This is a genomic window from Heyndrickxia sp. FSL W8-0423 (genome assembly GCF_038009395.1).
GTDB lineage: Bacteria > Bacillota > Bacilli > Bacillales > Bacillaceae_C > Heyndrickxia > Heyndrickxia sporothermodurans.
On the sequence record NZ_JBBPBE010000001.1, the window covers coordinates 158,703 to 183,090 of the forward strand.

The following is a 24,388-nucleotide window of genomic DNA, read 5'->3' on the forward strand; positions in this document are numbered from 1 at the left end:
ATCTCACTAGTTATAACGATTGCTCAGCTTTTACACCGAAAAACTTATTGGAGATAAAGAGCACAAGTGCAATAAGAATGATTTGAAACATTCCATATGCTGCTGCTTGCCCCATGTTAAACATTCGCAGTTGGTTCATAATTTCAATTGAAATTGGTCGGTTCGATAAGGTATACAAGAGAACCGATGTTGGGAATTCACCTACAGATTCAACGAACGCAAGCAATGTTCCTGACATTACCCCAGGCATAATAATCGGTAATATCACCTTCCTAAATGTATAAAACCATTTAGCTCCTAAATTTCGGGAAGCTTCTTCCAATGAATCATCCAATTGCTCTAAAACAGCATTCGTAGAACGAACGACCAACGGAATATGCCGGACAAAATAGGCTAAAGGAAGAATCCAGAAAGTCCCGACTAAAATATTTCCGAATGAAAAGATATTTGGTTCATTGAAAGCAAATATTAAATTCATCCCGATAACCGTTGCTGGCAAGGCCCACGGAATCATGACTAGAATGTCGACAAAGCTCTTCCCTACAAATTTTCGTTTAACTAATAAGTAAGAGGCAAAAACACCAAACACTAAATTTCCAGCAGTTGCAAGGATAGCAAGCAATAAACTATTTTTGATTGGTTTCCATATATTTGGATCGTCTAATAATAGACGATAATTTTCAATGTTAAACACAGTCGGATATGTTTGCCATGTCCACGTACCATCTGGAACGAGAGATAGTAATAAAATAGTCAAATGCGGAAGCAATAATATAATAACAGCGATGACTCCAGATACAACAAGGATCCATTTAACAAACGGATTTTTCACCTCACTTCGATGGGCTCCTATTCCCTTTGTTGCCATTCGATAGTCCTTTCGATTCTGATACCATCTCATAAAAATTAGGAAACTAATCGATACAATGGATAAAATAACCGATTGGGTAGCGGCAATTTCCATATCCCCATTGATTTTGGAAAAATATATCTGTAAGCTTAACACCCGATAACCACCTGCAAGCAGGAATGGGGCACTAAATGAAGCCATTGATATCATAAATACAAGAAGGGATGCGGCAACAATAGCTGGTGTTAATAATGGAAAAGTAACTTTCCAAAACACTTTAAACTTACTCGCCCCTAAGTTATAGGCAGCCTCCTCTAAACTTGGGTCAATTTTATTGATGGCGGACGATACAGTCATGTAAAAATACACGTACATCGTATAGGCATGGACAATCAATATCCCCGATACTCCCCCAAGCTTAAAAGGAACCTTTTCTAAACCAAACAAGTCCTTAATGCCATTAGGAATTAAACCCGTTTCACCATATAAAAACATAAATGCCATTACACCTACCAGTGAAGGTAAAACCATTGGCATGATGGCTGCCGTTGAAAAGAAACTCCTTCCAGGAAAGTCATATCGATTAAAAATGATTGCCAATGGAATCCCTATTAAAGCACTGACAAATACACTTAAAAGAGAAATATAAACTGAATTCCACAAAGCCTCTAAATTTGTTTTTGATTCTTGAACAAAAAAGTCAGAGTAATTCGCAAATGTAAAAGTTTCTCCCTGATATAAGCTCTCGATCAATGTCTTAATGGATGGATAAAGAACATAGGCAATTAAAATCAATAAGATTGGAATTAATAATAAAATCGTTAGACGATTATTCCTATTTTTTATCATTTTATTTCACCGCTTATCTTTGGAATAATACGGATACTTTCTTCCGGAAGATTGATCCAAACATTCGTGCCTTTTTGAAGATGTGACAAATCATTCGAATTTAACATATTTACTTTGAGCATCAAACCATTTACATTGACTAACACTTCAATCATTGAACCAAAAAATTGAATCAGCTCAAGCTTCCCTTCCAGCGCATTCACGCTATCAAATCGATTGGGTGATAGTTTAATAGATTCGGGTCTAATTGAAAGAACAACATCCTCGTTTTCCTTAGGTTCTCGGTAATTAAATGGGGTATGGTTCACATGTAACCTTTTAGATCCATCTAGGATACTCACTTCAATCGTTTGCTCGTCTGTTTTTTCTATTTTCATTGGGATAAAGTTAATTTCCCCTATGAAGCTAGCAACAAAATCATTGGCTGGTTCATTATATATTTCTGAAGGAGTCCCTACTTGATGACAAACCCCAAAATTAAAGACGGCAATGCGGTCACTCATTGATAAAGCTTCTGCTTGGTCATGTGTCACGTAAATCGTTGTTATATGATAATCACGTTGTAGTCGCAAAATTTCTGTTCTCATTTCATCCCGTAATTTTGCATCTAGATTACTTAACGGTTCATCCAATAAGAGAATTTCGGGTTCAATTACTAATGCCCTTGCCAGTGCGACACGTTGCTGCTGCCCTCCACTTAATTGACTCACTTGACGATCACTATATTTTTCTAAACGAACTTTCTCTAGTACTTCTTTAACTCTCTTTTTTATTTCACTTGATGCGACTTTTCTAACTTTTAATCCGAATGCTACATTTTCGAAAACCGTCATATGAGGAAACAAGGCATAGTTTTGAAAAACCATGCCTGTATTTCTTTTTTCGGGAGGAACACGCGTCATGTCCTTTTCTCCAAAACGAACAACACCTTTAGATGGATAATAAAAACCGGCAATCATTCGAAGAGTTGTCGTTTTCCCACAGCCACTTGGTCCTAAAAAGGTAAAAAACTCCCCTTCGTTTATTTTTAAATTTAGCTGATCTACAGCAACGACTTTTCCAAAGGCTTTTTGGACGTTTTCGAGATTAATAGACGCCATTTCTAGTTCACTTCCTATTCTTTTATCTGTTTATCGCCATTTTTAATATTTTCATCCCAGTATTTCATCCATTCATCCGATTTACTTTGGAATACTTTCCAATCAATATCCATCTCTTTTATTTCTGTATTTTTAATCCAGTCTGGTAAATCGGTTACATCATTTCTCGTCGGAATACGATAATGTTCTTCCGCTAAAATTTTTGCTGCCTCAGGTGTATTGACAAATTCATAGAATGCTTTTGCTGCCTTTGGATGTGGAGCGTTCTTTATCATCGCTATACCTTCTGTTAAAACAGGTGTACCACTTTCAGGAATAATAAACTCAAATGGGTATTTCTTTTGTTCTTTTAACATAACAACATCAGGCATATCCCAAACAGTGACAGTCCCTTCCCCTTTGGCCACTTTGTTGTACATCATTTCTGGATTAGCCGAATATTCTTTTGTATTGTTATCCAGTTTTTTCAACCATTCATAGCCTTTAGCAGGATCTTGAGAATCTTTAAAATCACGATAAATCATCGCTGAAAAAATGGTTCTCATTGTCCCAGAAGCTAGTGGATAACGAATAATAACCTTATCCTTCCATTTTGGATCAAGAAGATCATCCCAATCTTTTGGTGCATCTTCTTTTTTCAGAAGCTTAGAGTTATACATAATCACTTCCGGTGTTTGACTCGTACCAGTCCAGTACCATTCAGGATCATGGAAACCTTCTTCGAGCGTCTTCGCATAAGACGGTTCATAAGGCTCTAATAGATCTTCTTCTTTAGCTTGATCAAAGCTTGTCGAAGGTGCTCCCCACCATATATCTGCCTGAGGATTATTTTTCTCTGATCGGACACGGTCCAACACCTCTTGTGAGCCCATGTCGAGCCATTCTACATCAATTCCATATTTATCCTCAAACAGCTTTTCAAATTGACCTAAAATATCTTTTCCATGTGGTGAGTAAACAACAATTTTGTCTTCTAAATCTTTTGCTTTTCCCTTATTAGTTCCGGAGCTTTTTTCTCCGGAGCTACATGCTGAAAGAATCAAGGTTGCAGATAATGATAATGTTGCTAATAAAGAAACAAATTTTTTCTTCTTCATAATTCTCCCCCCGTTTATGAATGCGTTTTGTCAAAACTTTTATATAAAATAGGCTATAAACTACCTTAATAGAGGGATTTTTGAGCAAAAAAATTGCCACCCCCCTAAATCTAAGGATAATTGAGGTTACCACACACCCAACAACCTTAGAAAAGGAAGTGACAAGTTGTACCCTCAAATTATAACCTATTTACTAACTTTTATAAAATTCCAAGAACAAATAATTCGAACATTACTCACCCTACTTATTGGGAAGAGTATGTTTGATAAACCGAAAGATCAGCAGCCTGTTAACAAACCTTATCGAAAACTACAAGTTGATGATCTTCCCATTATCGAAATCCCAGAAAAGCTGAATTATCGAAATCTCCTAACGGAGTACCAAGAGAAGCATGGGAAATCTCTTAAACCCGTTCGAAGACACAAGAACGCAAAAGTGTCGGTACCTAAAGGAATGAAATGTCCTAAGTGTGGTGCACCATCTGATTATCTTTATGCCAATAATGGTGATAAGGGACAGTATCAATGCAAGGTATGTTCTTGCCTTTTCAGCGATAAGAATCGTTTTTCGAAAGAGGCCATTTTGAAATGTCCTCATTGTTCTAAAACACTCGATAAGATCAAGGAGCGAAAAGATTTCGATGTGTTTAAGTGTAAAAACGACGACTGTCCGTATTATCAAAAGAAATTAAACGGTATGTCTTCCAAAGAAAAGAAACAGTTTAAAAAGGATCCCCAGTCGTTTAAGTTAAGGTATATTTTTCGCCAATTCCACATTGATTTTCAACCATTATCCAAGAATTCACCGGAGTTGCCAGTTGTTGATCTGTCTAGAATCTATGCTTCTCCGCATACGTTAGGTTTGATATTGACCTACCATGTGAATTACGGTCTTTCCGCAAGAAGGACCGCTGCCCTTATGCAGGATGTTCACGGTGTAGCTATTTCTCATCAGACGATATTGAACTACGAAAATAGTGTGGCTCTTTTACTTAAACCTTACGTGGATCACTATCCTTATGAGCTTTCAGATCAATTCTGTGGTGACGAAACCTATATCCGGGTCAATGGAAAATGGCATTATCTCTTTTTCTTCTTTGACGCGGTGAAAAAGATCGTCCTTTCGTACCGAGTGTCGCCTAATCGTGATACAGCATCCGCCATTCAAGCGATAAACGACGTCCTACTGAAGATGGAAGAGATCCCTGAAAACCTTACATTCGTAGTAGATGGAAATCCAATCTATCTTCTAGCCCAGCATTTCTTCGCTCAGAATGATATTTCTTTCGATGTGAAGCAAGTAATCGGGCTGACAAATGAAGATCCCATCTCAACCGAATACAGACCGTTAAAACAGATTATCGAAAGACTGAATCGCACATTTAAAGGAAATTATCGCTCTACACAAGGATTTGGATCGGATCATGGATCTGTTTCTTTTGTCACCTTGTTTGCGGCGTATTTTAACTTTCTACGACCACATGCATCCCTAGAGGGCAAGGTACCCGTTGTGAATCCAAAGTTATCAGGACTTCCTACCATGCCTGCGCGTTGGACAAAGCTCATCGAGTTAGCTCAACGATGGATAGTCGAACAAAGATCCGCCTAACTTTTTGTTTAGCAGAGCCCTTGGACCATTTAGCAATCGGCGGAGCGAACTCTTGACAAACCGAACTTGCCAATGGTTTAAAATGAAAATACCAAGGGCTTATTTGGTATGCCTTCTTTTTGTCCCCTTCGCCCTTGTTAACCTTGGATCAAACCATTGGCGTGTTTGTCAAGAGCGATTGCGGGAGCTCCCCACCTAATAAATGGAAAGTAACCTAAACAACTATTTAGTTTTCATAGAACTTTTTACAATACCTATGAATGTTTAATGATACTTTCATGTTCTCGTAAAAATAGTGAAACAGCTCCTAAAACCCCTGCGTTGTCCCCTAACTGTGATGTGTAGATTTCTACTGAACTCGGAAGATATTGATTCACAATTTCACGTACATTAGGTAAAATTTGTTCAGCTGATTTCGAAACACCACCTCCTAAAATAATGATCTCCGGATTTAGCAAACTGGCAGCATTGACAATTCCATAGCTTAAATGATCAGTTGCGTCATCTATAATTTGCTGGGCTATTTTGTCACCAGCTTGTGCTAATTTAAAAGCAGTTTCCGCACTTAAATCAGTGTTTTTTACTGCTTCAAATAATGGATGTTCACTCTGGTTTCGAATCTTCTCAGTTAGTTTTTCCCCAATTGATTTTCCTCCGGCTACACTTTCTAAATAGCCATATCGATAAAAAACAGGTTTAAAATTGCTTTTCACATCTTTTTTATCAGTTACCATATAACCCATTTCTCCAGCGGCACTGGAGGAACCACGATACAGTTGATTATTAATAATAATGCCGCATCCTATCCCTGTCCCAATAGCAATAAAGAGTACATTATTCTTATTTTTGGCCTTGCCAAGCCATTGTTCCCCAAGGGCAGCAACATTCACATCATTGTCAGCATAAATTGGAAATGAGAAATATTTTTTCGCTTCGTTTATAATGGAATAATTGAACCAATTTAAGCTAGGTGCCTCTACTACCAAACCACTAATTGTATCGGTGATTCCTGGTATCCCCACTCCCATTCCTAAGATCGTTTCTTGGGCAATCTTTTCCTTATCGATTAGCCAATCCACTTCCTTGGAAATGTGACTTAACAACCCCGTTTCCAAATATTCATTTGTTTTAAAACTATTTTCAGCTACAATATTGCCACTTAAATCACTGATGATTATTTTTACTTTTGTTCCACCAATATCGATTCCGATAACATAAGCAGCCTTATGATTAAAAAATAATTGTATCGGTCTTCTCCCACCTTGGGAGGAAGCTTCACCAATTCCTTTTTCAATTACCCAGTTATCGTTTATAAGTTCATCCACCAATATCGATACAGTTGGTTTACTAATTTTAATTTTTGCTGAAATCTCTGCTCTCGATATGGGAGCGAAGTCTTGAATACATTGAAGCACTCTTTTTTTATTGATAGATTTCATTTCCATCGGTGTTCCTTTTAAGCTCATAACATCACTGCCCTAATCTTTTTGGTTAGTAAAGTTTACTAATTAACTAAAGATAATATAACCTATTCGGAAAACGTTTACAATATATTTTTTGAATATTTTTATTTACAAACCTATTCGGATTAGTTAGTTAGGTTTTAATTACTTTTTTAAAAAATAAAGAGTATTTACATTATTCAATCGATATGTTATTTATTAGTTAAGGTTTTTTGGTCCTGTTAGTTAGGAATATTAACTAACCTACTAAATACCTAGGACAAAAGGGGTGACTTACATTTAAAACCTTAACTAAAAAAATGAAAGGGGTTACACAAGTGAAGAAACTATTATATGCATTGCTATCCATTTTATTGGCGGTTACTATTATTCCTCTAAACGGGAACGCAAAAGAAGCAAAAAAAGTGGATGTAGATTTATGGAATGCCGTAAAGCCACTTGAAACAACGGTTACCTTTTTAAATACGGGTGCCCATCCCGATGATGAGCGAAGTGACTTTCTAGCTTACTTATCACGAGGATTAGGTGTGAAAACATCAAGTCTTATCGCCAATCGTGGAGAAGGTGGACAAAATGAAATTGGAGATGAGCTAGGTAATGCACTCGGCATTATTCGATCACGCGAAATGATTGAAGCGGCTAAAATCACCGGTGTAAAAGCCTATCATTTAAGTGAGACTACCTCTGATTCTATTTATGACTTTGGATTTTCAAAAACTCCGGAAGAAACGTTAAGCAAATGGGGAGAAAAGTTAACTTACGAACGTTTAATTAGATTCATACGTACTTACCAGCCGGATATCGTTATGCCTTCCTTCCGTAATGATGACACCCAACATGGGCACCACAGAACAATGGAAATTCTCAGTGAACGCGCATTTAAGGATGCTGCTGATCCCACTGTATTTCCAGATCAATTAAAAGAAGGTTTGTCTACTTGGCAAATTAAAAAGCTGTACTTACCATCAGGTTCTAAAGATCCTGTCACAACGACTTTAGAAATTGGGATGTATGATCCAATTTATGGAATGACCTATCCACAGCTTGGTGAACAGTCACGTTATATGCATAAAAGCCAAGGAATGGGCTCTGATATTCCAGCAGAACCAAGGCAATTTAAATTAGAGTTACTGTACTCCGCTGTTCAATCCAAAAACAGCAATGAACTTTTTGCAGGTATTCCTTATAATTTTTTTGAATGGGCACAAACCCTTCCTGCAAAAGAAAAAGGTTTAAAAAGACAATTCACAAAATTCCAACAAGAACTTAACCAAATCATTCATTCCTATCCAAATCGAGACCGTATTTTTATAAAAACGCAAAAAGCATTGAAAGATGTAAGAAATCTAGTAAAGAAAACGAAGAAAGCAAAGTTAAATAAAGAAATGAAAGCCGATCTGCTTCATAAGTTTTCACTTAAAGAAGAACAACTTCAAACTGCAAGCATCATCTCTTCAAATTTAGAAGTAACTGCAAAAGCACAATCAAACATACTTACAAAAGGGCAAAAAACAACAGTCCAAGTGAGCTTAAATAACAATGGAAAACAAAAACTTAAAAAGGTAAATGTTTCACTAAACGTACCAAAAGGTTGGAAAGTAAAAAGTAAGACCGGAAGCAAGGATTTAAAACCGGGAAAAAAATTAAATCTTTCATTTGAGGTGAAGGTTCCAAAAGATGCTGAGTACTATCATGCATACAAACAACCTGCTATCCAAGCCAATATACAATATGAATCATCAGGAACAAAAACGGTGCATGTTCAAGAATTAGAAGGTACTGTAGCGGTACTTCCTGATGTAAGCGCAACATTATCACCTGAAAATATTGTTGTAAATACAGCGAACGTTCAAAAGGAAATTCCCGTTATCGTTAAGCTCAAAAACTACCGGGAAGGAAAAACAAGCTCATCCGTCCGCTTAAAAATCCCTGCTGGATGGAAGGTTTCACCTCAAACATCAAAGGTAAATTTTGATAAAAAGCTAGAAGAAAAAGAAGTAACATTCAAACTCGCACCACCAAAAAACATCCAAGAAGGTGATTTCAATCTATCTGCAGTAACAGCTGTAAACGGAAAATCCTTTGACTCTACGATTCAGGAAATAAAATATGATCACATTGGTACCTTTTACTATCAATATCCTGCAGAACTAAAAGGCGTAGCTTTTGAACTACTAAAACCGGACCATTTAAAAGTAGGATATATTGATAGTGGTTTTGATAAAGTAGCAGATTATTTAACAAACGCAGGATTCGATATTACGAAACTATCAGAAGCCGATCTTGCAACTGGGGACTTAAATCAATATGATACTATCGTAACAGGTATCCGTGCGTATCTGTCACGTGATGATCTATTGCAAAATAATGCTCGCCTTCTAAAATATGTAGAAGATGGTGGACATTTAGTCGTTCAGTATCATAAACCAGGTGACCGTTGGGACCCGCTACAAACAACACCTTATAAGTTGAAAATTGGCGACCCATCCATTCGCTGGAGAGTAACAGATGAAAACGCTAAAGTGACCGTGCTAAAGCCAGATTCTCCATTATTCAATTATCCGAATAAAATTACTGATAGTGACTGGGATAACTGGATTCAAGAACGAGGTCTCTATTACCCGATGGAATGGGATAATCAATTTGAAACCTTTGTAAGCATGGCCGATCCAAACGAAGATCCATTTACAGGAGGCATCCTCATGGCGAAATATGGAAAAGGAACCTATCTATATACCAATCTTGTATTCTATCGCCAAATCCAAGACCAAGTTCCAGGAGGATACCGAATCTTCACAAACCTAATTAGTTATGGTAACAATAAATAATCGTAATATGCGATGTGTTTCACTGTCCACAGTTTGTTTTTTCTAATTTGAGACCGCGATTCATCAATTAATACCGTTGTTAGATTAAACCGCAGAAAATTACTACTTTCTGCGGTTTATGTTTATTTTTTATAAGGTGAAAATCCCATCAAATGATCAATCCACTCCGCATCACGAACCAAGGTAGCAGCGTATTCTTTCTTTAAATACTTTTCCGCTGCCTCAAAAGAAGGAAAGTCTGTTTCAAGTGGCTTTTGATTCACTTTAATCTGCCAGTCCCCTTTGCCTTTCTGATAAACAAATATCGCTTCATCATTTTTACCTTTATAGAACGAGCCATCCGGAGAGCCTTTTAGATTATATTGATTGTTGTATGCATCGCGCTTCAACGGTTCGGAGTAAAATGTCTGTTCAACGAATTGCTTGAATGCCTTTTCTGTTAAATTACAACCTGATGCTTTGCGATGACCACCTCCGTCATATAGTGCCGCGATTTCGGATACATCCACATTATCATGAATTGTTCGAAGGCTGATTCGTTTACCACCGACCATGACCATCGCGATATAGTCGAGATGTGTAAATTCCTTCGATAATTCATTTCCTAACTCCGAATGATAGTTTTCCGCGTGGACAACCCCGACTAAATGGTCGTCAATGGTCATTTGATAAACTTCCCGTTTCTTTCTGTTTATGTATCGTGTTACCCTGCTTTCTTCTACATGAAGCAACTTGCTTTCGATTTCATCGAATTGGAAAGGCTCATCGTCCTCAAGTTTGGAAAGGATTTTTTCTTCAAATTCCTCGATACTAATCATGAAAAACAAATCATTAAGCTGCTTCGCCATGAAATTCTGATTAGCATCCCATTCCCACGTATCGTACTGTCTCACCAATTCAACGAATTCATCAGCACTCTTTGTTTTCGTTAACAGCCCTTGTTCCACTAAATAGTCATACAGAAGTGAAGTTGCGGATGTCAGTTTTCCGTCTTCTTGCTCTACTGTTACAGCCGCCCAAGAATGCTCATTCAAATGCAAAGCCGATTTATGATGATCAATTAATAACGCCTCTCCACCGCCTGCCACATACTCATTTATTTTCTTTTCATTATCCTCATTCACGGACAAGTCAGTAATGATCAATCGCTCGTTGCCTGTAGCATTTTCAAGAAAATATGCCACCGAATGATTAAGTCTTCCAATTGAATTATAACTGACCGTCACCTGATTACCTAAAGCCAGCTTCGCAATAATTCCGCAGCCCACTCCATCCAAATCGTTATGTGAAAAAAGATGATACATCATATTCCTCCTAAAAAACAGATAGTTGTTAGCGTTCCCTACTATATAATAATTTATCCAATAAAAAAAAACAGTCCTTACATTCCAGTAAGGACTAACAGTGGGCTCGGTCCAAATCCCAATCAGGTAAGTATATTTGCCGTTACAAAACTATTTTGAAGTCTACCAATCTCTTTAATTTCACATTCAATCACGTCTCCTTCTTCCACGAATTCTGCACCGACAGGGCTTCCTGTTAAGATTACGTCACCTGGTTTAAGGGTCATGACGGTTGAAAGATAGGAAATCATCTTACGGATCGGAATAATCATTAATTCGGTTGCACTATTTTGCTTTTCTATATCATTTAGTCTTGCTTCAACGCGAATTTGGAATGGGTCGAGTTCCGTTTCAATAACCGGCCCTAAAGGTGTAAATGTATCAAACGATTTGCCGATGGTCCAATGTCCATCTTGGTGAAAATATTGGGGAGCTGTTACATCATTGGCAACCGTATAGCCAAATATGTATTCTAGCACTTCTGTTTCATGTATATTTTTTGCTTGCTTTCCGATGATAATCGCCAATTCCGATTCAAATTTTACTTGGTCAATTCCTTCTGGAATGACAATGCTTTCCCCCGTTCCGATAACAGATGATGTTGGTTTAAAGAAGAATACAGGAATGTCCGGAAGTTCACTAGGTAAATCATCCACTTTTGAAACATAGTTTGCTCCTATTCCAATGATCTGATTGGGCTCTAAGGGGGCCAATAATTTCACCTCATTTTCTACGAATTCCTTACCTGTAAATTCCCAATCCCCAAATATATTCCCTTTTATTTCTTTAACGGCTCCCTCTGTCATCACACCCGTATAAACGGTAGAATCAGCTTGAAATCTAGTAAATTTCAATGTACATACTCCTCCTATCGACTAGTCTTCAAATAAGAGCATCCTATATGTAGAATGCCCTCGATTGTCTATTATTGTTTCACAGCAAATTTCGCCTTCGCTTCTAAACGGCGACGATGTAAAATTGGTTCGGTATATCCATTTGGTTGATCATAGCCTTTAAAAACAAGGTCACAGGCAGCTTGAAAGGCGATAGAGTTGGCGTAATCTTCCGCCATAGGATGGTATTTAGCATCTCCTGCATTCTGTTTATCCACTACTTTTGCCATTCGCTGTAACGTTTCTAGAACTTGATCCTTTGTGCATATTCCGTGATGGAGCCAGTTCGCGATATGTTGACTCGAAATTCGTAGAGTTGCTCGATCTTCCATTAATCCAACATTATTAATATCCGGTACTTTGGAACAGCCAATTCCTTGTTCTACCCAGCGAACAACATATCCAAGAATACCTTGTGCATTGTTGTCCAATTCCTGTTGAATCTCTTCTGGACTCCAATCAATCTGATCGGCTACCGGTATGGTGAGAATATCACGTAGCAAATCCCCGTCCTCTTTTTCCAGCTCTTTCTGCACTTTTGTCACATCCACTTGATGATAGTGAAGTACGTGCAAGGTAGCGGCCGTTGGTGATGGGACCCAAGCCGTATTTGCACCTGCTTCTACATGGCCGATTTTTTGTTTTAACATGTCAGCCATTAAATCTGGCATCGCCCACATTCCTTTACCAATTTGTGAGCGGCCTTTAAGTCCACTCTCTAAACCAACCATTACATTAGATTTCTCATACGCCTGCAGCCATTTCGATGATTTCATGTTATTTTTACGAATCATTGGGCCGATTTCCATTGATGTATGAATTTCGTCCCCAGTTCGATCTAAGAACCCTGTATTAATGAAGACAATTCGATCCTTCACTTCACGAATGCAAGCTTTCAAGTTTACTGATGTACGGCGTTCCTCATCCATCACACCAATTTTTAACGTGTTTCGCTTAAGCCCAAGTAGGTCCTCCACTCGGTCAAAAATTTCATTACTAAATGCTACTTCCTGTGATCCATGCATTTTTGGCTTTACGATATAGACCGAATCCTTTGAAGAGTTTTGATAGTTTCCATTCCCAAGTAGAGAATGTTTGGCTAATAAACTCGTAAACACGGCATCTAACATTCCTTCGGGAACTTCCTTACCGTCCTGGTCTACGATCATGTTACTAGTCATTAAATGTCCTACATTTCGAACAAACATGAGTGAACGGCCCTTTAAATGAATTTCCTCACCTGTAACAGCCGTATACACGCGATCAGGATTAAGCGTTCTAGTGATTGTTTGGCTCCCTTTTTTAAAAGTTGCACGTAAATCACCTTTCATTAATCCAAGCCAATTTCGATATACAAGCACCTTGTCCTCAGCATCTACTGCAGCGACCGAATCTTCACAATCCATAATCGTCGTTAATGCTGCTTCCAAAAGGATGTCTTTAATCCCCGCTTCATCTGTCTGACCAATTGGATGGGTACGGTCGATTTGAATTTCTAGATGAAGACTATTATTTTTCAATAAAATAGCGGACGGCTCCCCTGCTGCTCCTTGGTAGCCAATACATTTAGATTCATCTTGGAGACGAGTCGTTTGTCCATCACTAAGTAAAACAGATAATTTCCCTTCAACAATAGAATATTTGACCGCATTACGATGGGAAGCTTCTTTTAATGGGACTGCTTGATCAAGAAACTCTCTCGCAAATTGAATGACCTTCTCCCCTCGAATGGGGTTATAGCTTCCTCCTTGCTGGGCTCCCGCTTCCTCACTGATCGCATCCGTCCCGTACAATGCATCGTAGAGACTTCCCCATCGTGCATTTGCGGCATTCAGTGCATAGCGTGCATTATCAACTGGTACGACAAGCTGTGGTCCTGCTTGAATCGCTACTTCATCATCGACATTTTCCGTCGTTATATTAAAATCATCAACCTCTGGCTCTAAGTAACCAATTTCTTGCAAGAATGATTGATATTTATTAAAATCAAACTCTTTATTTTCACGGTGCCATGAATTGATTTTGTTTTGTAAATCATCGCGTTGGGCCAATAATTCCCTGTTTTTTGGAGTCAAATCTTTTATAAGGGTTTCTAAACCGGACCAAAACTGCTCCTGATCCACCTTACTTCCAGGAAGCGCTTCTGCATTAATAAATTCATAGAGTACTTGTGCCACTTGTAAATTACCTACTTTTACAAAATCCTTCATCGTCTCTTTTCCTCCTTATTTAAACCTTTCTATCGAATATGGGGCAATCGATAAGGATGTATCTCCGTCGACTAATAATTCTGTCATTAATGTCCCTACTAAAGGAGAAAGCGTGATCCCACTATGCATGGTAGCGACATAAAGATTTTCGACAGAGGGAACTTTCCCAATAATCGGCAGCCCATCTTCCGGGACAGCACGAATACCTGAAAAAGCTCGGACAACCTTTGCCTTGCCAAGATCAGGAATATAATACATAGCCATATTTGCCGTTTCCTGCATAACGTCTAATGTAGTGGAACGATTAAAACCGGCCTCTTCCATGGAATAACCAATTAACACTTCCCCATTATTCGCTTGTCTCATTCCACTGATCGTATAATTGATAAATGGCTTTAGAGGTTCGGTTACAAGAATTTGCCCTCTTACTTGGTTTACTGGAATATGGACGCCTAGCATTTTTCCCAATTCCCGTGACCATGTGCCCCCAGCTAAGATGACGTTTTTACAAGTGTACTCGCCCTTTTTGGTAAAAACGATAAATTGATCGTTTTTCTTTTGAATATCGATTACTTCATTATAATAAGAATACTCGATACCATTTTTCTTAGCCGCTCTCATATACATATCGACAAGTCTGAAGGGATTCACATTTCCATCGATTTTGCTAAACGTAGCCCCAGCAACATTTGGATTAATGGAAGGTTCCTTTTCAATCACTTCTTCCCGTGATAAAACCTTTATTTTAATACCAATTTCACGATACGATTCCGCCAATCGTTTGGCCTTATCTCGATCTTTTTCATTAAAAAACGGGGAGAGTCCACCCGTTCTTTTATATTCCACATCACCTATTTTTTTTGATAAATAGGGATATAGTTCAGCACTATACATACTAAATTCAGCATAGGACGATGGCGTTTTATTATGTACCCAAACCCAAGCTTGAGTGGACCCCGAAGTACCGGAAAGGGGATATTTTTTGTCGATTACGAGGACACCCTCTTTATATCGTTCAGAAAGATGGTAGGCAATACTATTTCCAATGACTCCTCCTCCAATGATAATCGTTTCATAGGACGTATTCATTTTATCTCACCTTCCCATCTTCGAGTTCAACCTCATCTAGAACAGATTTCACTGCAGAAAAATGTTGACTATTTGTGGATAATGTTTCTATTGAAATTGGAGATACGGGCATTCTTGTTCGTGGTAGCGGGATCTCCTCATAATTTTTTCCTGTTTGTTCGCGGATCATTTGTGACACTATATCTGCACACATCTTTGCTTGACATGGCCCCATCCCACATCGTGTGATTCGTTTAATATCATCAAAAGATTCCGCCCCTAAACGAATCACCTCTTCAATTTCCTCCACGCTTAATTCCTCGCAGCGGCAAATAATCGTTTCTTTATCCATATAATTCTCCTTTCACCCACTCCAGATTTGTTTTCTCTAAGAAATAAATTGATTCTTCAGTTTAGGATGGAGGAAATTTTCGATGTGTGTCATTCTTTCTAACCACAAATGTTCATCTTGTTTGGACTCTATTATTTTTATCTCTTTAAATAATGAATCTCTTAAGCTATTCGCTTCGTCGACCTTCAATACGCCAAGATCCTCACACACACTGATACCAGCGATCATTCCTGTTAATAAGATGGAACCATGAAAGGATACCCCTGCAGCATTCCCACCTAGGTAAACCTTTTCTTGACTGGACTGGAAACGCTCATTATATTGAGGGACCCACCCCCCGAGTTTTTCTTGATAACTAAACGAACAATCCAATTGGTAAAATACCTCTGTAATCGGTTTTCTCCCTCCGTCTACACAAACAAGATCAACATGGAACGTTTTTACTTCCTGATCCTGTTGTACATAAACCTCTTCCACCTGACCATTTCCCCCTACTTCCTTAATAAAAGAATTAAGATAAATGGGGATGCTTGCTTGTTTGATTAGATTTATTTTATCCGTATCCCGGGCTGTTAATTTAGTTGATTTTTCAATGATTCCTTCAATTTCTACGCCAACTTGTTTAAGTTGAATCGCTACATCAAGCGCAAAATCACTTGAGCCGAAAATAACCGCTTTTTTCCCCGGAACGACAAAATCCCGATTGACTAAAGTTTGCGCAGCACCAATCGTCATAACGCCTGGCAACGTCCATTTCAAAAATGGAACGGCCCGTTCAGCTGCGCCTGTTGTCACAATCACTTTTTTTGCTGATATTGGAAAAACATTTTCCCCATCGGACACACCAATACTTCCGTCTTGATACAATCCGATAAATGAATGATTTAATAAAATTTTCACGGGAAATTCATGTAATTGATTGATTAATAATTCGGCTAATTCAAAGCCTCTCATTGGCGGGTATTGAGATGGCAGCATTGACAACATTTGAGTTTGCTGTGGAAGCTGGCCGCCAAGATAACTAGATTCGTCAATGATCACAACATCCAGCCCTCTCGATACGGTCTCATAGGCTGCCAATAGTCCAGCAGGACCCGCACCGATGATAAGTACATCAGTTTCCATGATTATTCCCCCTCACATCCGGATCTCCGATATTCGGAAATACCTCCATCCCATCCTCAACCATTTTCATACATGTTCTAACATGGTCCTCCCCATTCACCGTCATATAGCAGCTGCAGCAACGACCACGAGAACAGAATAAGCCTCTAGCTTGCATCAGTTTTCTGCTTTCCCCGAACTTTTTGACATCATTCGCTATTAATGCTGCGGCTATTGTTTGTTGTTGATAGGCGCGAAGTGGTTTTCCATTGAAATAAATCGTAACGGGATCGTGTAAACGCTCTCCCAATATTGGATGGTTGTTGATATGCATGATAACACCTACTTGTTAGTTTTTGGATGCAAATACCTTTCCAACACCTAGTACTCTTTCGATTACAATCATTAAAATAATAGTAAATAAAATCATGATGCTTGAAATTGACGTAATGATAGGATCGTATTGGTACTGCATATACGTATAGATTCTAACGGGCAACGTTACAACATCAGTACTGACAATAAACAAGGCAACAGTCAGATCATCAAACGAGGTAATAAAAGCAAAGATACAGCCCGCAATAACTCCTGATTTAATAATCGGTAAGGTAATGTGAAAAAATACTTTCCATGAACTCGCTCCTAGATTCATAGCCGCCCGTTCAATGGAACGATCAAAGTCAACTAAACTAGCAACGACTAGACGTAGCACAAACGGAACAGTTAAAATGATATGTCCAATAATCAAGGCAAGCGGACTCGCTGCAAGTCCAATCCATGAATAAAATTGAAGAAGCGCGACTCCAAATACGACTGAAGGAATTAACAGTGGTGAGCCAATCAACTGTACAATTGCTTCTTTTCCTTTGAATTGGTTTCTTACAACAGCAAGTGATGCAAATGTGCCGATAATTGTCGAAATTATGGCTGTTCCAAGAGCAACAACGATACTAAGAATTAACGATTGCATAAATTCAGGATGATTGATTAATTCAGTGTACCATCGTAATGTCAATCCCTTTGGGGGAAATGTAATGTATTCCGTTTTCGTTAAAGATGAAAGTAAAACTACCACAATCGGCGCCAGTAAAAAAATATATACGATTATACAGAATGTGTTTAATGTAAGTTTTGGAAGTCTTTTTCTCATTGGATGGCGACTCCTTTTTCAGAATAAGCTAGTATTCGACTATAGATGACAATCGTGATAATCGCTAAAAAGATAAGAAGGAAACCAATCGCTGAACCGTATGGCCAGTTCAACATTACAGCTGTTTGCTCATAAGTTAAGTAGGACATCACTTTTACTTGTGGTCCTCCAAGAATTGCTGGTGTAACAAACGAGCTTACACTTAAGCTAAATACCATTACCGAACCGGCAAAGATTCCTGGTAATGTTAGCGGTAACATTACGGAAAAGAAGGTTCTTAAAGAACTTGCTCCAAGATTTTGCGATGCCCGAATGACAGACGGGTCGATTCTTTCAAGAGAGCCCATGATCGTTAATACCATGTAAGGAAACAAAACATGAATCATGCCTAAAATAACGCTGAATTCTGTATAAAGTAAGGTAAGTGGTTGATTAATAATACCTAAATCCATCAGCGTATTATTAATAACCCCTTTATTAGAAAGAATAATCACCCAACCATACGAACGTATCACCATACTAATTAATAATGGCGATAATACAATGAGAGTTAAGTAGTTTTTCAATCTTCCCTTCGCTTTTGAGATTTGGTAGGCCACCGGATAGGAAATGATGATTGTGATCAATGTCGTTAACAGAGCAATTTTCACCGTCCGCCATAAAACGCTCAAATAAAAGGAATCAGATAGGAACTTTACATAATTTTGAATTGTCCATTCACTTCCAATTCCACTATTAGCATCAAAAGTTTTGAAGCTAGTAACAAAAAGAAAAACTAATGGAAGTAAAAAGAAAAAGATAAAGATAAGTAGTGTCGGTAGTAGTAGCAACCAAACATCTAGTTTTTTTCTAGCATTTCTCTTCCTTTTTTGCTTAAGTAACAATGATTGTTCTTGATTCGTTACGATATCTCCTTGCATCAAGTTAACTCACCTCTTTTGAAGGTAATAAATCCTCTGGTTCCCAATACGTATGAACATTCTTTCCCTCTTCAATATGATTAGGATTTAACTCCGTATTTGATATATCTGCAATGAGTTTTTTCTCTTTAACATTTAAAATGTATCTTGTTTTGGAACCGAGAAATAATTTTCTTTCTACCCGTGTTTGGAAGCCTTTGCCCCCTTCCTCCTGTGATATTTTGACCTTTTCCGGTCGAATAAAGAAGTTCATTTCTTTTTTTCCAGAAGTTTGAACGGCCACAAGCTGCTCATTACCATAAAAATTGATTTTGCATAAATTGTCTTCAAAGGTTTCAAGAATTTTCCCTTGTACTTGATTTACTTCACCAATAAATTGCGATACGAAGTCTGTTTTTGGCTGATTATAAATGGTGGCGGGATCATCTACTTGTTCAATACATCCACCATTCATTATAGCAATACGATCAGATATAGCTAGTGCCTCTTCCTGGTCGTGAGTAACAAAAATGGTCGTAATTTTCACCTGTTTCTGTATTGCAACAATTTCTTCTCTCATTTCTTGGCGCAGCTTTGCATCAAGATTACTTAAAGGCTCATCTAGGAGGAGCACTTTTGGTTTAACGACCAATGCCCTTGCCAATGAAACACGTTGCTGCTGGCCTCCTGATAATTCCTTTGGGTATCGGTGCTCATAACCAGACAACCGAACCATTTCTAGTGCCTCTGCCACTCGTGTCTTGATTTCATTATTAGGAACCTTGCGCAGCTCTAATCCGTAAGCAACATTATTGAAAACTGTCATGTGGGGAAACAGAGCATAATTTTGAAAAACCATGCCCATTTCTCTTTTATTTGGCGGAAGCAAGTGAACGGGAGACCCGTCCACCATAACTCTTCCTTCATCAACATCCAAAAAGCCAGCAATCATATTTAAGGTTGTTGTTTTCCCGCATCCAGATGGACCTAAAAATGAAATGAGCTCCCCTTGCTGAATATCTAAACTTAAACGCTTAACAACTTCGACTTGATTGAATTTTTTGACAATATTTTGCAAACTTAAATAACTCATTCTATCACCTCTTCATTAATGCGAGATTTCAATTTCTTTATTTGCTCTCTCCGTCCATTCTGCACGTTTTTCATTTACAAGCTTCCAATTTACTTTAATCAATTTATCAATTTCAGCCTGTCCATATGGAACCTTCTTCGTGATATCTCCCTCTAATTTCACATTTTTATTAACCGGACCGTCAAACAATGCTTCGGCAAAATCTTTTTGTACTTCTTCACTTAATACGAAATTCACAAATTTTTGAGCTAAATCATTATTAGGTGCATTTTTTACAACACTAATCGTAGACATTAATGCGATCGCACCTTCCTCAGGGATAACATATTCTATTGGGAATCCAGTATCTTGTAATGTATAGACACGGCTGCTTCCCCACGCACTCGCTACCGTTTGTCCTTGTAAAAAGTAGTTCGATACGTCTGCTGTTTTGTCAAAAGTGACTGCATTCTTTGCGATTTTTTTCAAAGCTTCAAAGCCCGGCACAATATTTTCTTCACTTCCCCCATTAGCTTTCGCGGCCATGATAAGCAAGTGAACACCATAAGTGTTTGCAATCGATGGTAGAACTAGATTCCCTTTAAATTTTGGGTCTGCTAAATCATTCCAAGATTTCAATGGCTCCCATCCATTTTTCTGAAATGTTTCTTTGTTATAAGCAAGTCCTGTTGAAATAATTCCAAAACCAACACCGATGTTATCTTCATCTTTTGCAATATCATATAAATTTTCCAAATTCGTAACCACTTTTTCATCTAACGGTGCTAATAGTCCAAACGCTTTTGCTTGTGCCTGTGGACCATCATCTAAAAAAGCAACATCAATCTGTGGGTGCGCCTTTTGTGCTTGAAGCTTCGATAATGTGTCGACAGAACTTCCCGTTATATACTTGACTTTGACACCATACTTCTTTTCAAACTTTGGAATAACTGCCTCCTTAATTTTTTTCTCATAACTCCCACCATACGCAGCTAAGACTAACGTTTTGTCACTACTGCCGTTACCTTTATTCGCTTGATTTCCTGTTTTATTTCCACAAGCCGACATGATGATAAGGAAAAGGCAAATGAATAATACAAAGAATTGTTTTTTCAACTTTGTTCCCCCTTGTTCAATTTTGTGATAGATAAAAACAAGCTTAATCAGATAATATCCAGTCGAGAATCACACCCCTTTCTCTAATCTCTGTCACTAATTTTTTAACAATCTAGTAAATTATAAAGTTATAATATTATATTCTATTGAAGTAAAGAGTTATGCTATTTCTGTTGTTCTAGATAGTTGATTTCTTTAGTTAACATTCAAACGATTTCTAAGGGGATTGTAAGCTGTAATATCAATTTCCGTATCTTCACCCATTGCTAGATTTGCAGCTAGTGATCCAACATATGGGCCCATTGTTAATCCCGAAGCACCTAGTCCGTTGGCAATGACTATTCCTTTTAAAGTAGGAATTGGTCCTAAGTACGGTAATATATCCTGCCCAGCTGGTCTAAATCCAATTCGTACTTCCTGCAAAGTGCCCTCTGAAAGGCCCGGTGCCACATGGAGTGCTTCGTGAAGAACCTCCTTTAAACCCGCTGCGGTTACACGATAATCAAATCCGGAACCAGTTTCTCGTGTTGCACCAACGACAACCCTTGAATCATCAAACGAAACAAGATAATGGCTGCTTTGCGGGAGGATAACCGGCCATTTTGAGGTATCCTGATCCGGAAGTTGTAAATGGACAATTTGCCCACGTTGTGGTTCAACTGGAATATCAATTCCAAGTGGAGACAGTAGCTCTGGAGCCCATGCACCTGCTGTTATTACCACAGCGTCAGCCGAAATAAATTCATCATTTACATAGGCACCAATTACTTTCTCGTTTTTAATCTCGAGCTTGGCGATACCAGTATAGGAATGTGCACCATGTTTTTCTGCTCCTCGTATAAGAGCATCTCTTAGTAATCGACCATCCACTCTTGCGGCTCCTGTGACATGAACAGCTTGTAAATCTTCTCTTAAAGGAGGAAATAGTTGGCGAGCTTCTTCGGCTGACAGCCGTCTAATTTCACCTACTTCGGGATTTTCCTTTTGGCGAGCTCTAACCTTTTGTTCGATTATGTTCAATTCCTCCTCATCATTGCTAACAGCCAACGCACCAACTAACCCATAACCAAGATTACATTCCCCATCTTCCTCTAGTTGAGAAACGAGAGAAGGATAATAGCAAGCTCCACCTTTAGCCAATGTATAAAAATCTTGATCATCGACCCTAGATATCCATGGACACACAATACCAGCACCTGCAGCAGTAGCCTGGCCTTCATGTTGTTTATCAATAATAATTACTTCTGCTCCTTTTCTAGCCAAATGGTAAGCAGTACTAGCTCCAACAATTCCAGAACCTATAACAATTATTTTCATTATTTCACTGCCCTTCTCATTTTTTATTCCATCACCGTTCAATCAGGATACAATATTTTGTAGTGGGTGATGACAAGCTACAAAATGTTCATCCCTAATTTGTCTTAATTTTGGTTTTTCAACTTTACATTTTTCCATACCAAATGGACATCTAGGATAGAAACTGCAGCCGGTTGGTAAATTCGTTTGATCAGGTAGATCATCTTCTAAAATGTATTGTTCCTTACGATCTCTTAAAGTCGGATCAGGTATTGGTACAGAAGCGATTAAACCGCTCGTATATGGATGGAGGGTATGCTTAAAAAGTCCTTCCTTTGATGAAAGCTCGACGACTTCCCCCATATACATGACAGCGATTCGATCACTAATGTATTTTACTGCAGGAATTCCATGTGCAATAAATATATAAGTTAAATTAAATTTCTTTTGTAAATCCATTAATAAATTTAATATTTGTGCTTGAATAGAAACATCTAAAGCCGAGACTGGTTCATCACAAATAATTAACTTTGGTTTTAATGCTAAAGCTCGAGCAATTCCAATTCTTTGCCTTTGGCCGCCACTAAATTCATGAGGATATCGACTAGAGAATGATCGGTCTAACCCAACGGTTTCCATTAATTCGTAAACTGCTTGCTCTAATTCCTTCCCTTTTGCTACTTTATGGGTACGAAGTGGTTCTGCGATAATGTCGAATACTCTCATTCTAGGATTAAGAGAGGAAAATGGATCTTGGAAAACCATTTGGATATCCTTTCTAATTCTTTGCATTCCACGTTCTGATAGTTTAGTAATATCAGACCCTTCGAAAATGATTTTTCCATCTGTAGGTTCAATCAAGCGCAAAATGGTATTTCCAGTTGTAGATTTTCCACATCCTGATTCGCCAACTATTCCTAGTGTTTCTCCTTTCTTCACAATTAAATTTATTCCATCCACAGCTTTTATATACTGCTTTGTTTTCCCAAAAAAACCTGAAGAAATAGGAAAATATTTTTTTAACCCTTCAATTTCTAATAGTGTTTCATCATCCTTTTTTAAATTATCGTTGGTGGTAACGGTCATAGATTAATCACCTCTTCATCTCCATGAAGCCAACATCTCACTTCAGCTCCATCTCCTGTTTGAACTAAAGGAGGCTCTTGATTTCTACAGATATCCATTGCGAAAGGACATCGTGGATGGAATTTACATCCAGTAGGTATTTCGGAAGGTATTGGTACATTTCCTTCAATTGATTCTAATTGATCCTTTAATTGGTGTATTTTTGGTGTACTATTAAGTAATCCCTTTGTATAAGGATGCTTTGGATTTTTAAAAATATTAAAAACATTATCTTGCTCAACAATTTGACCGGCATACATGACAATCACTCGATCCACCATTTCGGCAACTACACCTAGATCGTGAGTAATCATAATAATGGATGTTCCATATTCTTCACTCAGTTTTTTCATTAGCTTTAATATTTGCGCTTGGATGGTAACATCGAGGGCAGTTGTCGGTTCGTCCGCTATTAACAATTGTGGATTGCAGGATAATGCCATAGCAATCATGACCCTTTGCCTCATTCCTCCGCTAAGCAGATGAGGAAATGAATAAAAGTGTTTTTCCGCTCGCGGTATTCCTACCTTTTTTAACATTTCAATTGCTTTCTTTTTCGCTTCTGACTTATCTACATTTTGATGGAGTCTAATCGCTTCCGAAATTTGACTTCCGACAGTAAACACTGGATTTAAGGAGGTTAATGGCTCTTGAAAAATCATTGAAATTTTATTTCCTCTTATTTGCTGCATTTTCCGCTTGGAGTACTTCAATAAATTTTCTCCATCAAACAGTATTTCCCCACCAACAATTTTTCCAGGTTCACTAACTAATTGCAGAAGTGATAGTGACGTTACACTTTTTCCACAACCTGATTCACCGACAATACCGACCGTTTCTCCTTTTTCAACTGAAAAAGACACACCATTTACGGAAGCAACCGTCCCACTTTCTGTAAAGAAATGTGTTTGCAAATCCTTCACTTCTAATAGTGTCTGAGTTTTGGCCATGTTGTTACCCCCTT

Annotated in this window: 20 protein-coding genes; 2 read left to right on the top strand and 18 right to left on the bottom strand. The window is 38.1% G+C overall.

Translation table 11 applies throughout. The features are described 5' to 3' along the window. Positions 1–10: 10 nt before the first annotated feature. From MKY81_RS00745 to MKY81_RS00755, 3 genes are read right to left on the bottom strand one after another with little or no spacing between them, the layout of a single operon-like run. Positions 11–1,699: an ABC transporter permease gene (locus MKY81_RS00745; RefSeq protein ID WP_066228157.1), complete on the bottom strand. Its 1,689-nt coding sequence runs from the start codon at positions 1,697–1,699 to the stop codon at positions 11–13. After that, on the bottom strand, positions 1,696–2,799 hold the full coding sequence (locus MKY81_RS00750) for an ABC transporter ATP-binding protein (protein WP_108072274.1): 1,104 nt from the start codon (positions 2,797–2,799) through the stop codon (positions 1,696–1,698). Before MKY81_RS00750 ends, MKY81_RS00745 begins: the two co-directional genes overlap by 4 nt. Positions 2,800–2,813: 14 nt before the next feature. Beyond that, positions 2,814–3,896 carry an extracellular solute-binding protein gene (locus MKY81_RS00755; protein ID WP_066228164.1) on the bottom strand — a complete coding sequence of 361 codons (1,083 nt, stop codon included), beginning with the start codon at positions 3,894–3,896 and terminating at the stop codon, positions 2,814–2,816. A 166-nt stretch (positions 3,897–4,062) separates the two neighbouring features. Here MKY81_RS00755 and MKY81_RS00760 point away from each other — a divergent pair, with 166 nt between their 5' ends. Continuing rightward, on the top strand, positions 4,063–5,505 hold the full coding sequence (locus MKY81_RS00760) for a DDE-type integrase/transposase/recombinase (RefSeq protein ID WP_108073408.1): 1,443 nt from the start codon (positions 4,063–4,065) through the stop codon (positions 5,503–5,505). 254 nt (positions 5,506–5,759) lie between these two features. On the opposite strand, the gene MKY81_RS00765 is transcribed toward MKY81_RS00760, so the two are convergent. Further along, entirely contained in the window at positions 5,760–6,971 is a 1,212-nt protein-coding gene (locus MKY81_RS00765) for an ROK family transcriptional regulator (RefSeq protein WP_235598278.1), read from the bottom strand. 314 nt (positions 6,972–7,285) lie between these two features. On the opposite strand from MKY81_RS00765, the gene MKY81_RS00770 reads away from it, so the two are divergent. Beyond that, the gene (locus MKY81_RS00770; RefSeq protein ID WP_107921350.1) at positions 7,286–9,796 is read left to right on the top strand and encodes an NEW3 domain-containing protein; all 2,511 of its coding nucleotides are present in this window, start codon (positions 7,286–7,288) and stop codon (positions 9,794–9,796) included. Positions 9,797–9,918: 122 nt separating this feature from the next. On the opposite strand, the gene MKY81_RS00775 is transcribed toward MKY81_RS00770, so the two are convergent. From MKY81_RS00775 to MKY81_RS00840, 14 genes are all read right to left on the bottom strand, one after another. Continuing rightward, positions 9,919–11,100: a DHH family phosphoesterase gene (locus MKY81_RS00775; RefSeq protein WP_108070974.1), complete on the bottom strand. Its 1,182-nt coding sequence runs from the start codon at positions 11,098–11,100 to the stop codon at positions 9,919–9,921. Positions 11,101–11,222: 122 nt separating this feature from the next. Then, the gene (locus MKY81_RS00780; RefSeq protein ID WP_066228175.1) at positions 11,223–11,993 is read right to left on the bottom strand and encodes a fumarylacetoacetate hydrolase family protein; all 771 of its coding nucleotides are present in this window, start codon (positions 11,991–11,993) and stop codon (positions 11,223–11,225) included. A gap of 71 nt (positions 11,994–12,064) precedes the next feature. Further along, the gene (locus MKY81_RS00785; RefSeq protein WP_066228178.1) at positions 12,065–14,242 is read right to left on the bottom strand and encodes a malate synthase G; all 2,178 of its coding nucleotides are present in this window, start codon (positions 14,240–14,242) and stop codon (positions 12,065–12,067) included. A 15-nt stretch (positions 14,243–14,257) separates the two neighbouring features. Then, on the bottom strand, positions 14,258–15,331 hold the full coding sequence (locus MKY81_RS00790) for an NAD(P)/FAD-dependent oxidoreductase (protein ID WP_066228180.1): 1,074 nt from the start codon (positions 15,329–15,331) through the stop codon (positions 14,258–14,260). A gap of 1 nt (position 15,332) precedes the next feature. Further along, positions 15,333–15,662: a (2Fe-2S)-binding protein gene (locus tag MKY81_RS00795; protein ID WP_066228184.1), complete on the bottom strand. Its 330-nt coding sequence runs from the start codon at positions 15,660–15,662 to the stop codon at positions 15,333–15,335. A gap of 36 nt (positions 15,663–15,698) precedes the next feature. Then, positions 15,699–16,787, bottom strand: coding sequence for an NAD(P)/FAD-dependent oxidoreductase (locus MKY81_RS00800; RefSeq protein ID WP_066228187.1), 1,089 nt, complete (start codon positions 16,785–16,787; stop codon positions 15,699–15,701). Continuing rightward, positions 16,777–17,100, bottom strand: a complete 324-nt coding sequence (locus MKY81_RS00805; RefSeq protein ID WP_066228190.1) for a (2Fe-2S)-binding protein — start codon at positions 17,098–17,100, stop codon at positions 16,777–16,779. The genes MKY81_RS00800 and MKY81_RS00805 overlap by 11 nt, the downstream gene beginning before the upstream one ends. A gap of 15 nt (positions 17,101–17,115) precedes the next feature. Beyond that, complete coding sequence (locus MKY81_RS00810) at positions 17,116–17,916, bottom strand: ABC transporter permease (protein ID WP_066228193.1); 801 nt, start codon at positions 17,914–17,916, stop codon at positions 17,116–17,118. Continuing rightward, entirely contained in the window at positions 17,913–18,836 is a 924-nt protein-coding gene (locus MKY81_RS00815) for an ABC transporter permease (RefSeq protein ID WP_066228234.1), read from the bottom strand. The genes MKY81_RS00810 and MKY81_RS00815 overlap by 4 nt, the downstream gene beginning before the upstream one ends. A gap of 4 nt (positions 18,837–18,840) precedes the next feature. After that, entirely contained in the window at positions 18,841–19,908 is a 1,068-nt protein-coding gene (locus MKY81_RS00820) for an ABC transporter ATP-binding protein (protein ID WP_341116225.1), read from the bottom strand. Positions 19,909–19,923: 15 nt separating this feature from the next. After that, the gene (locus MKY81_RS00825) at positions 19,924–21,003 is read right to left on the bottom strand and encodes an ABC transporter substrate-binding protein (protein WP_235598279.1); all 1,080 of its coding nucleotides are present in this window, start codon (positions 21,001–21,003) and stop codon (positions 19,924–19,926) included. Between the two features lie 195 nt (positions 21,004–21,198). Further along, the gene (locus MKY81_RS00830) at positions 21,199–22,323 is read right to left on the bottom strand and encodes an NAD(P)/FAD-dependent oxidoreductase (RefSeq protein WP_280523954.1); all 1,125 of its coding nucleotides are present in this window, start codon (positions 22,321–22,323) and stop codon (positions 21,199–21,201) included. A 39-nt stretch (positions 22,324–22,362) separates the two neighbouring features. Further along, positions 22,363–23,385, bottom strand: coding sequence for an ABC transporter ATP-binding protein (locus tag MKY81_RS00835; protein WP_066228200.1), 1,023 nt, complete (start codon positions 23,383–23,385; stop codon positions 22,363–22,365). Then, positions 23,382–24,374, bottom strand: coding sequence for an ABC transporter ATP-binding protein (locus tag MKY81_RS00840; RefSeq protein ID WP_341116227.1), 993 nt, complete (start codon positions 24,372–24,374; stop codon positions 23,382–23,384). The genes MKY81_RS00835 and MKY81_RS00840 overlap by 4 nt, the downstream gene beginning before the upstream one ends. Between the last annotated feature and the right edge of the window lie 14 nt (positions 24,375–24,388).

Coding starts and splice junctions, on each gene's coding strand:
- MKY81_RS00745 (WP_066228157.1), bottom strand. CDS start 1,699: ATGATAAAAAATAGGAATAATCGTCTAACGATTTTATTATTAATTCCA.
- MKY81_RS00750 (WP_108072274.1), bottom strand. CDS start 2,799: ATGGCGTCTATTAATCTCGAAAACGTCCAAAAAGCCTTTGGAAAAGTC.
- MKY81_RS00755 (WP_066228164.1), bottom strand. CDS start 3,896: ATGAAGAAGAAAAAATTTGTTTCTTTATTAGCAACATTATCATTATCT.
- MKY81_RS00765 (WP_235598278.1), bottom strand. CDS start 6,971: ATGAGCTTAAAAGGAACACCGATGGAAATGAAATCTATCAATAAAAAA.
- MKY81_RS00775 (WP_108070974.1), bottom strand. CDS start 11,100: ATGTATCATCTTTTTTCACATAACGATTTGGATGGAGTGGGCTGCGGA.
- MKY81_RS00785 (WP_066228178.1), bottom strand. CDS start 14,242: ATGAAGGATTTTGTAAAAGTAGGTAATTTACAAGTGGCACAAGTACTC.
- MKY81_RS00790 (WP_066228180.1), bottom strand. CDS start 15,331: ATGAATACGTCCTATGAAACGATTATCATTGGAGGAGGAGTCATTGGA.
- MKY81_RS00795 (WP_066228184.1), bottom strand. CDS start 15,662: ATGGATAAAGAAACGATTATTTGCCGCTGCGAGGAATTAAGCGTGGAG.
- MKY81_RS00800 (WP_066228187.1), bottom strand. CDS start 16,787: ATGGAAACTGATGTACTTATCATCGGTGCGGGTCCTGCTGGACTATTG.
- MKY81_RS00805 (WP_066228190.1), bottom strand. CDS start 17,100: ATGCATATCAACAACCATCCAATATTGGGAGAGCGTTTACACGATCCC.
- MKY81_RS00810 (WP_066228193.1), bottom strand. CDS start 17,916: ATGAGAAAAAGACTTCCAAAACTTACATTAAACACATTCTGTATAATC.
- MKY81_RS00815 (WP_066228234.1), bottom strand. CDS start 18,836: ATGCAAGGAGATATCGTAACGAATCAAGAACAATCATTGTTACTTAAG.
- MKY81_RS00820 (WP_341116225.1), bottom strand. CDS start 19,908: ATGAGTTATTTAAGTTTGCAAAATATTGTCAAAAAATTCAATCAAGTC.
- MKY81_RS00835 (WP_066228200.1), bottom strand. CDS start 23,385: ATGACCGTTACCACCAACGATAATTTAAAAAAGGATGATGAAACACTA.
- MKY81_RS00840 (WP_341116227.1), bottom strand. CDS start 24,374: ATGGCCAAAACTCAGACACTATTAGAAGTGAAGGATTTGCAAACACAT.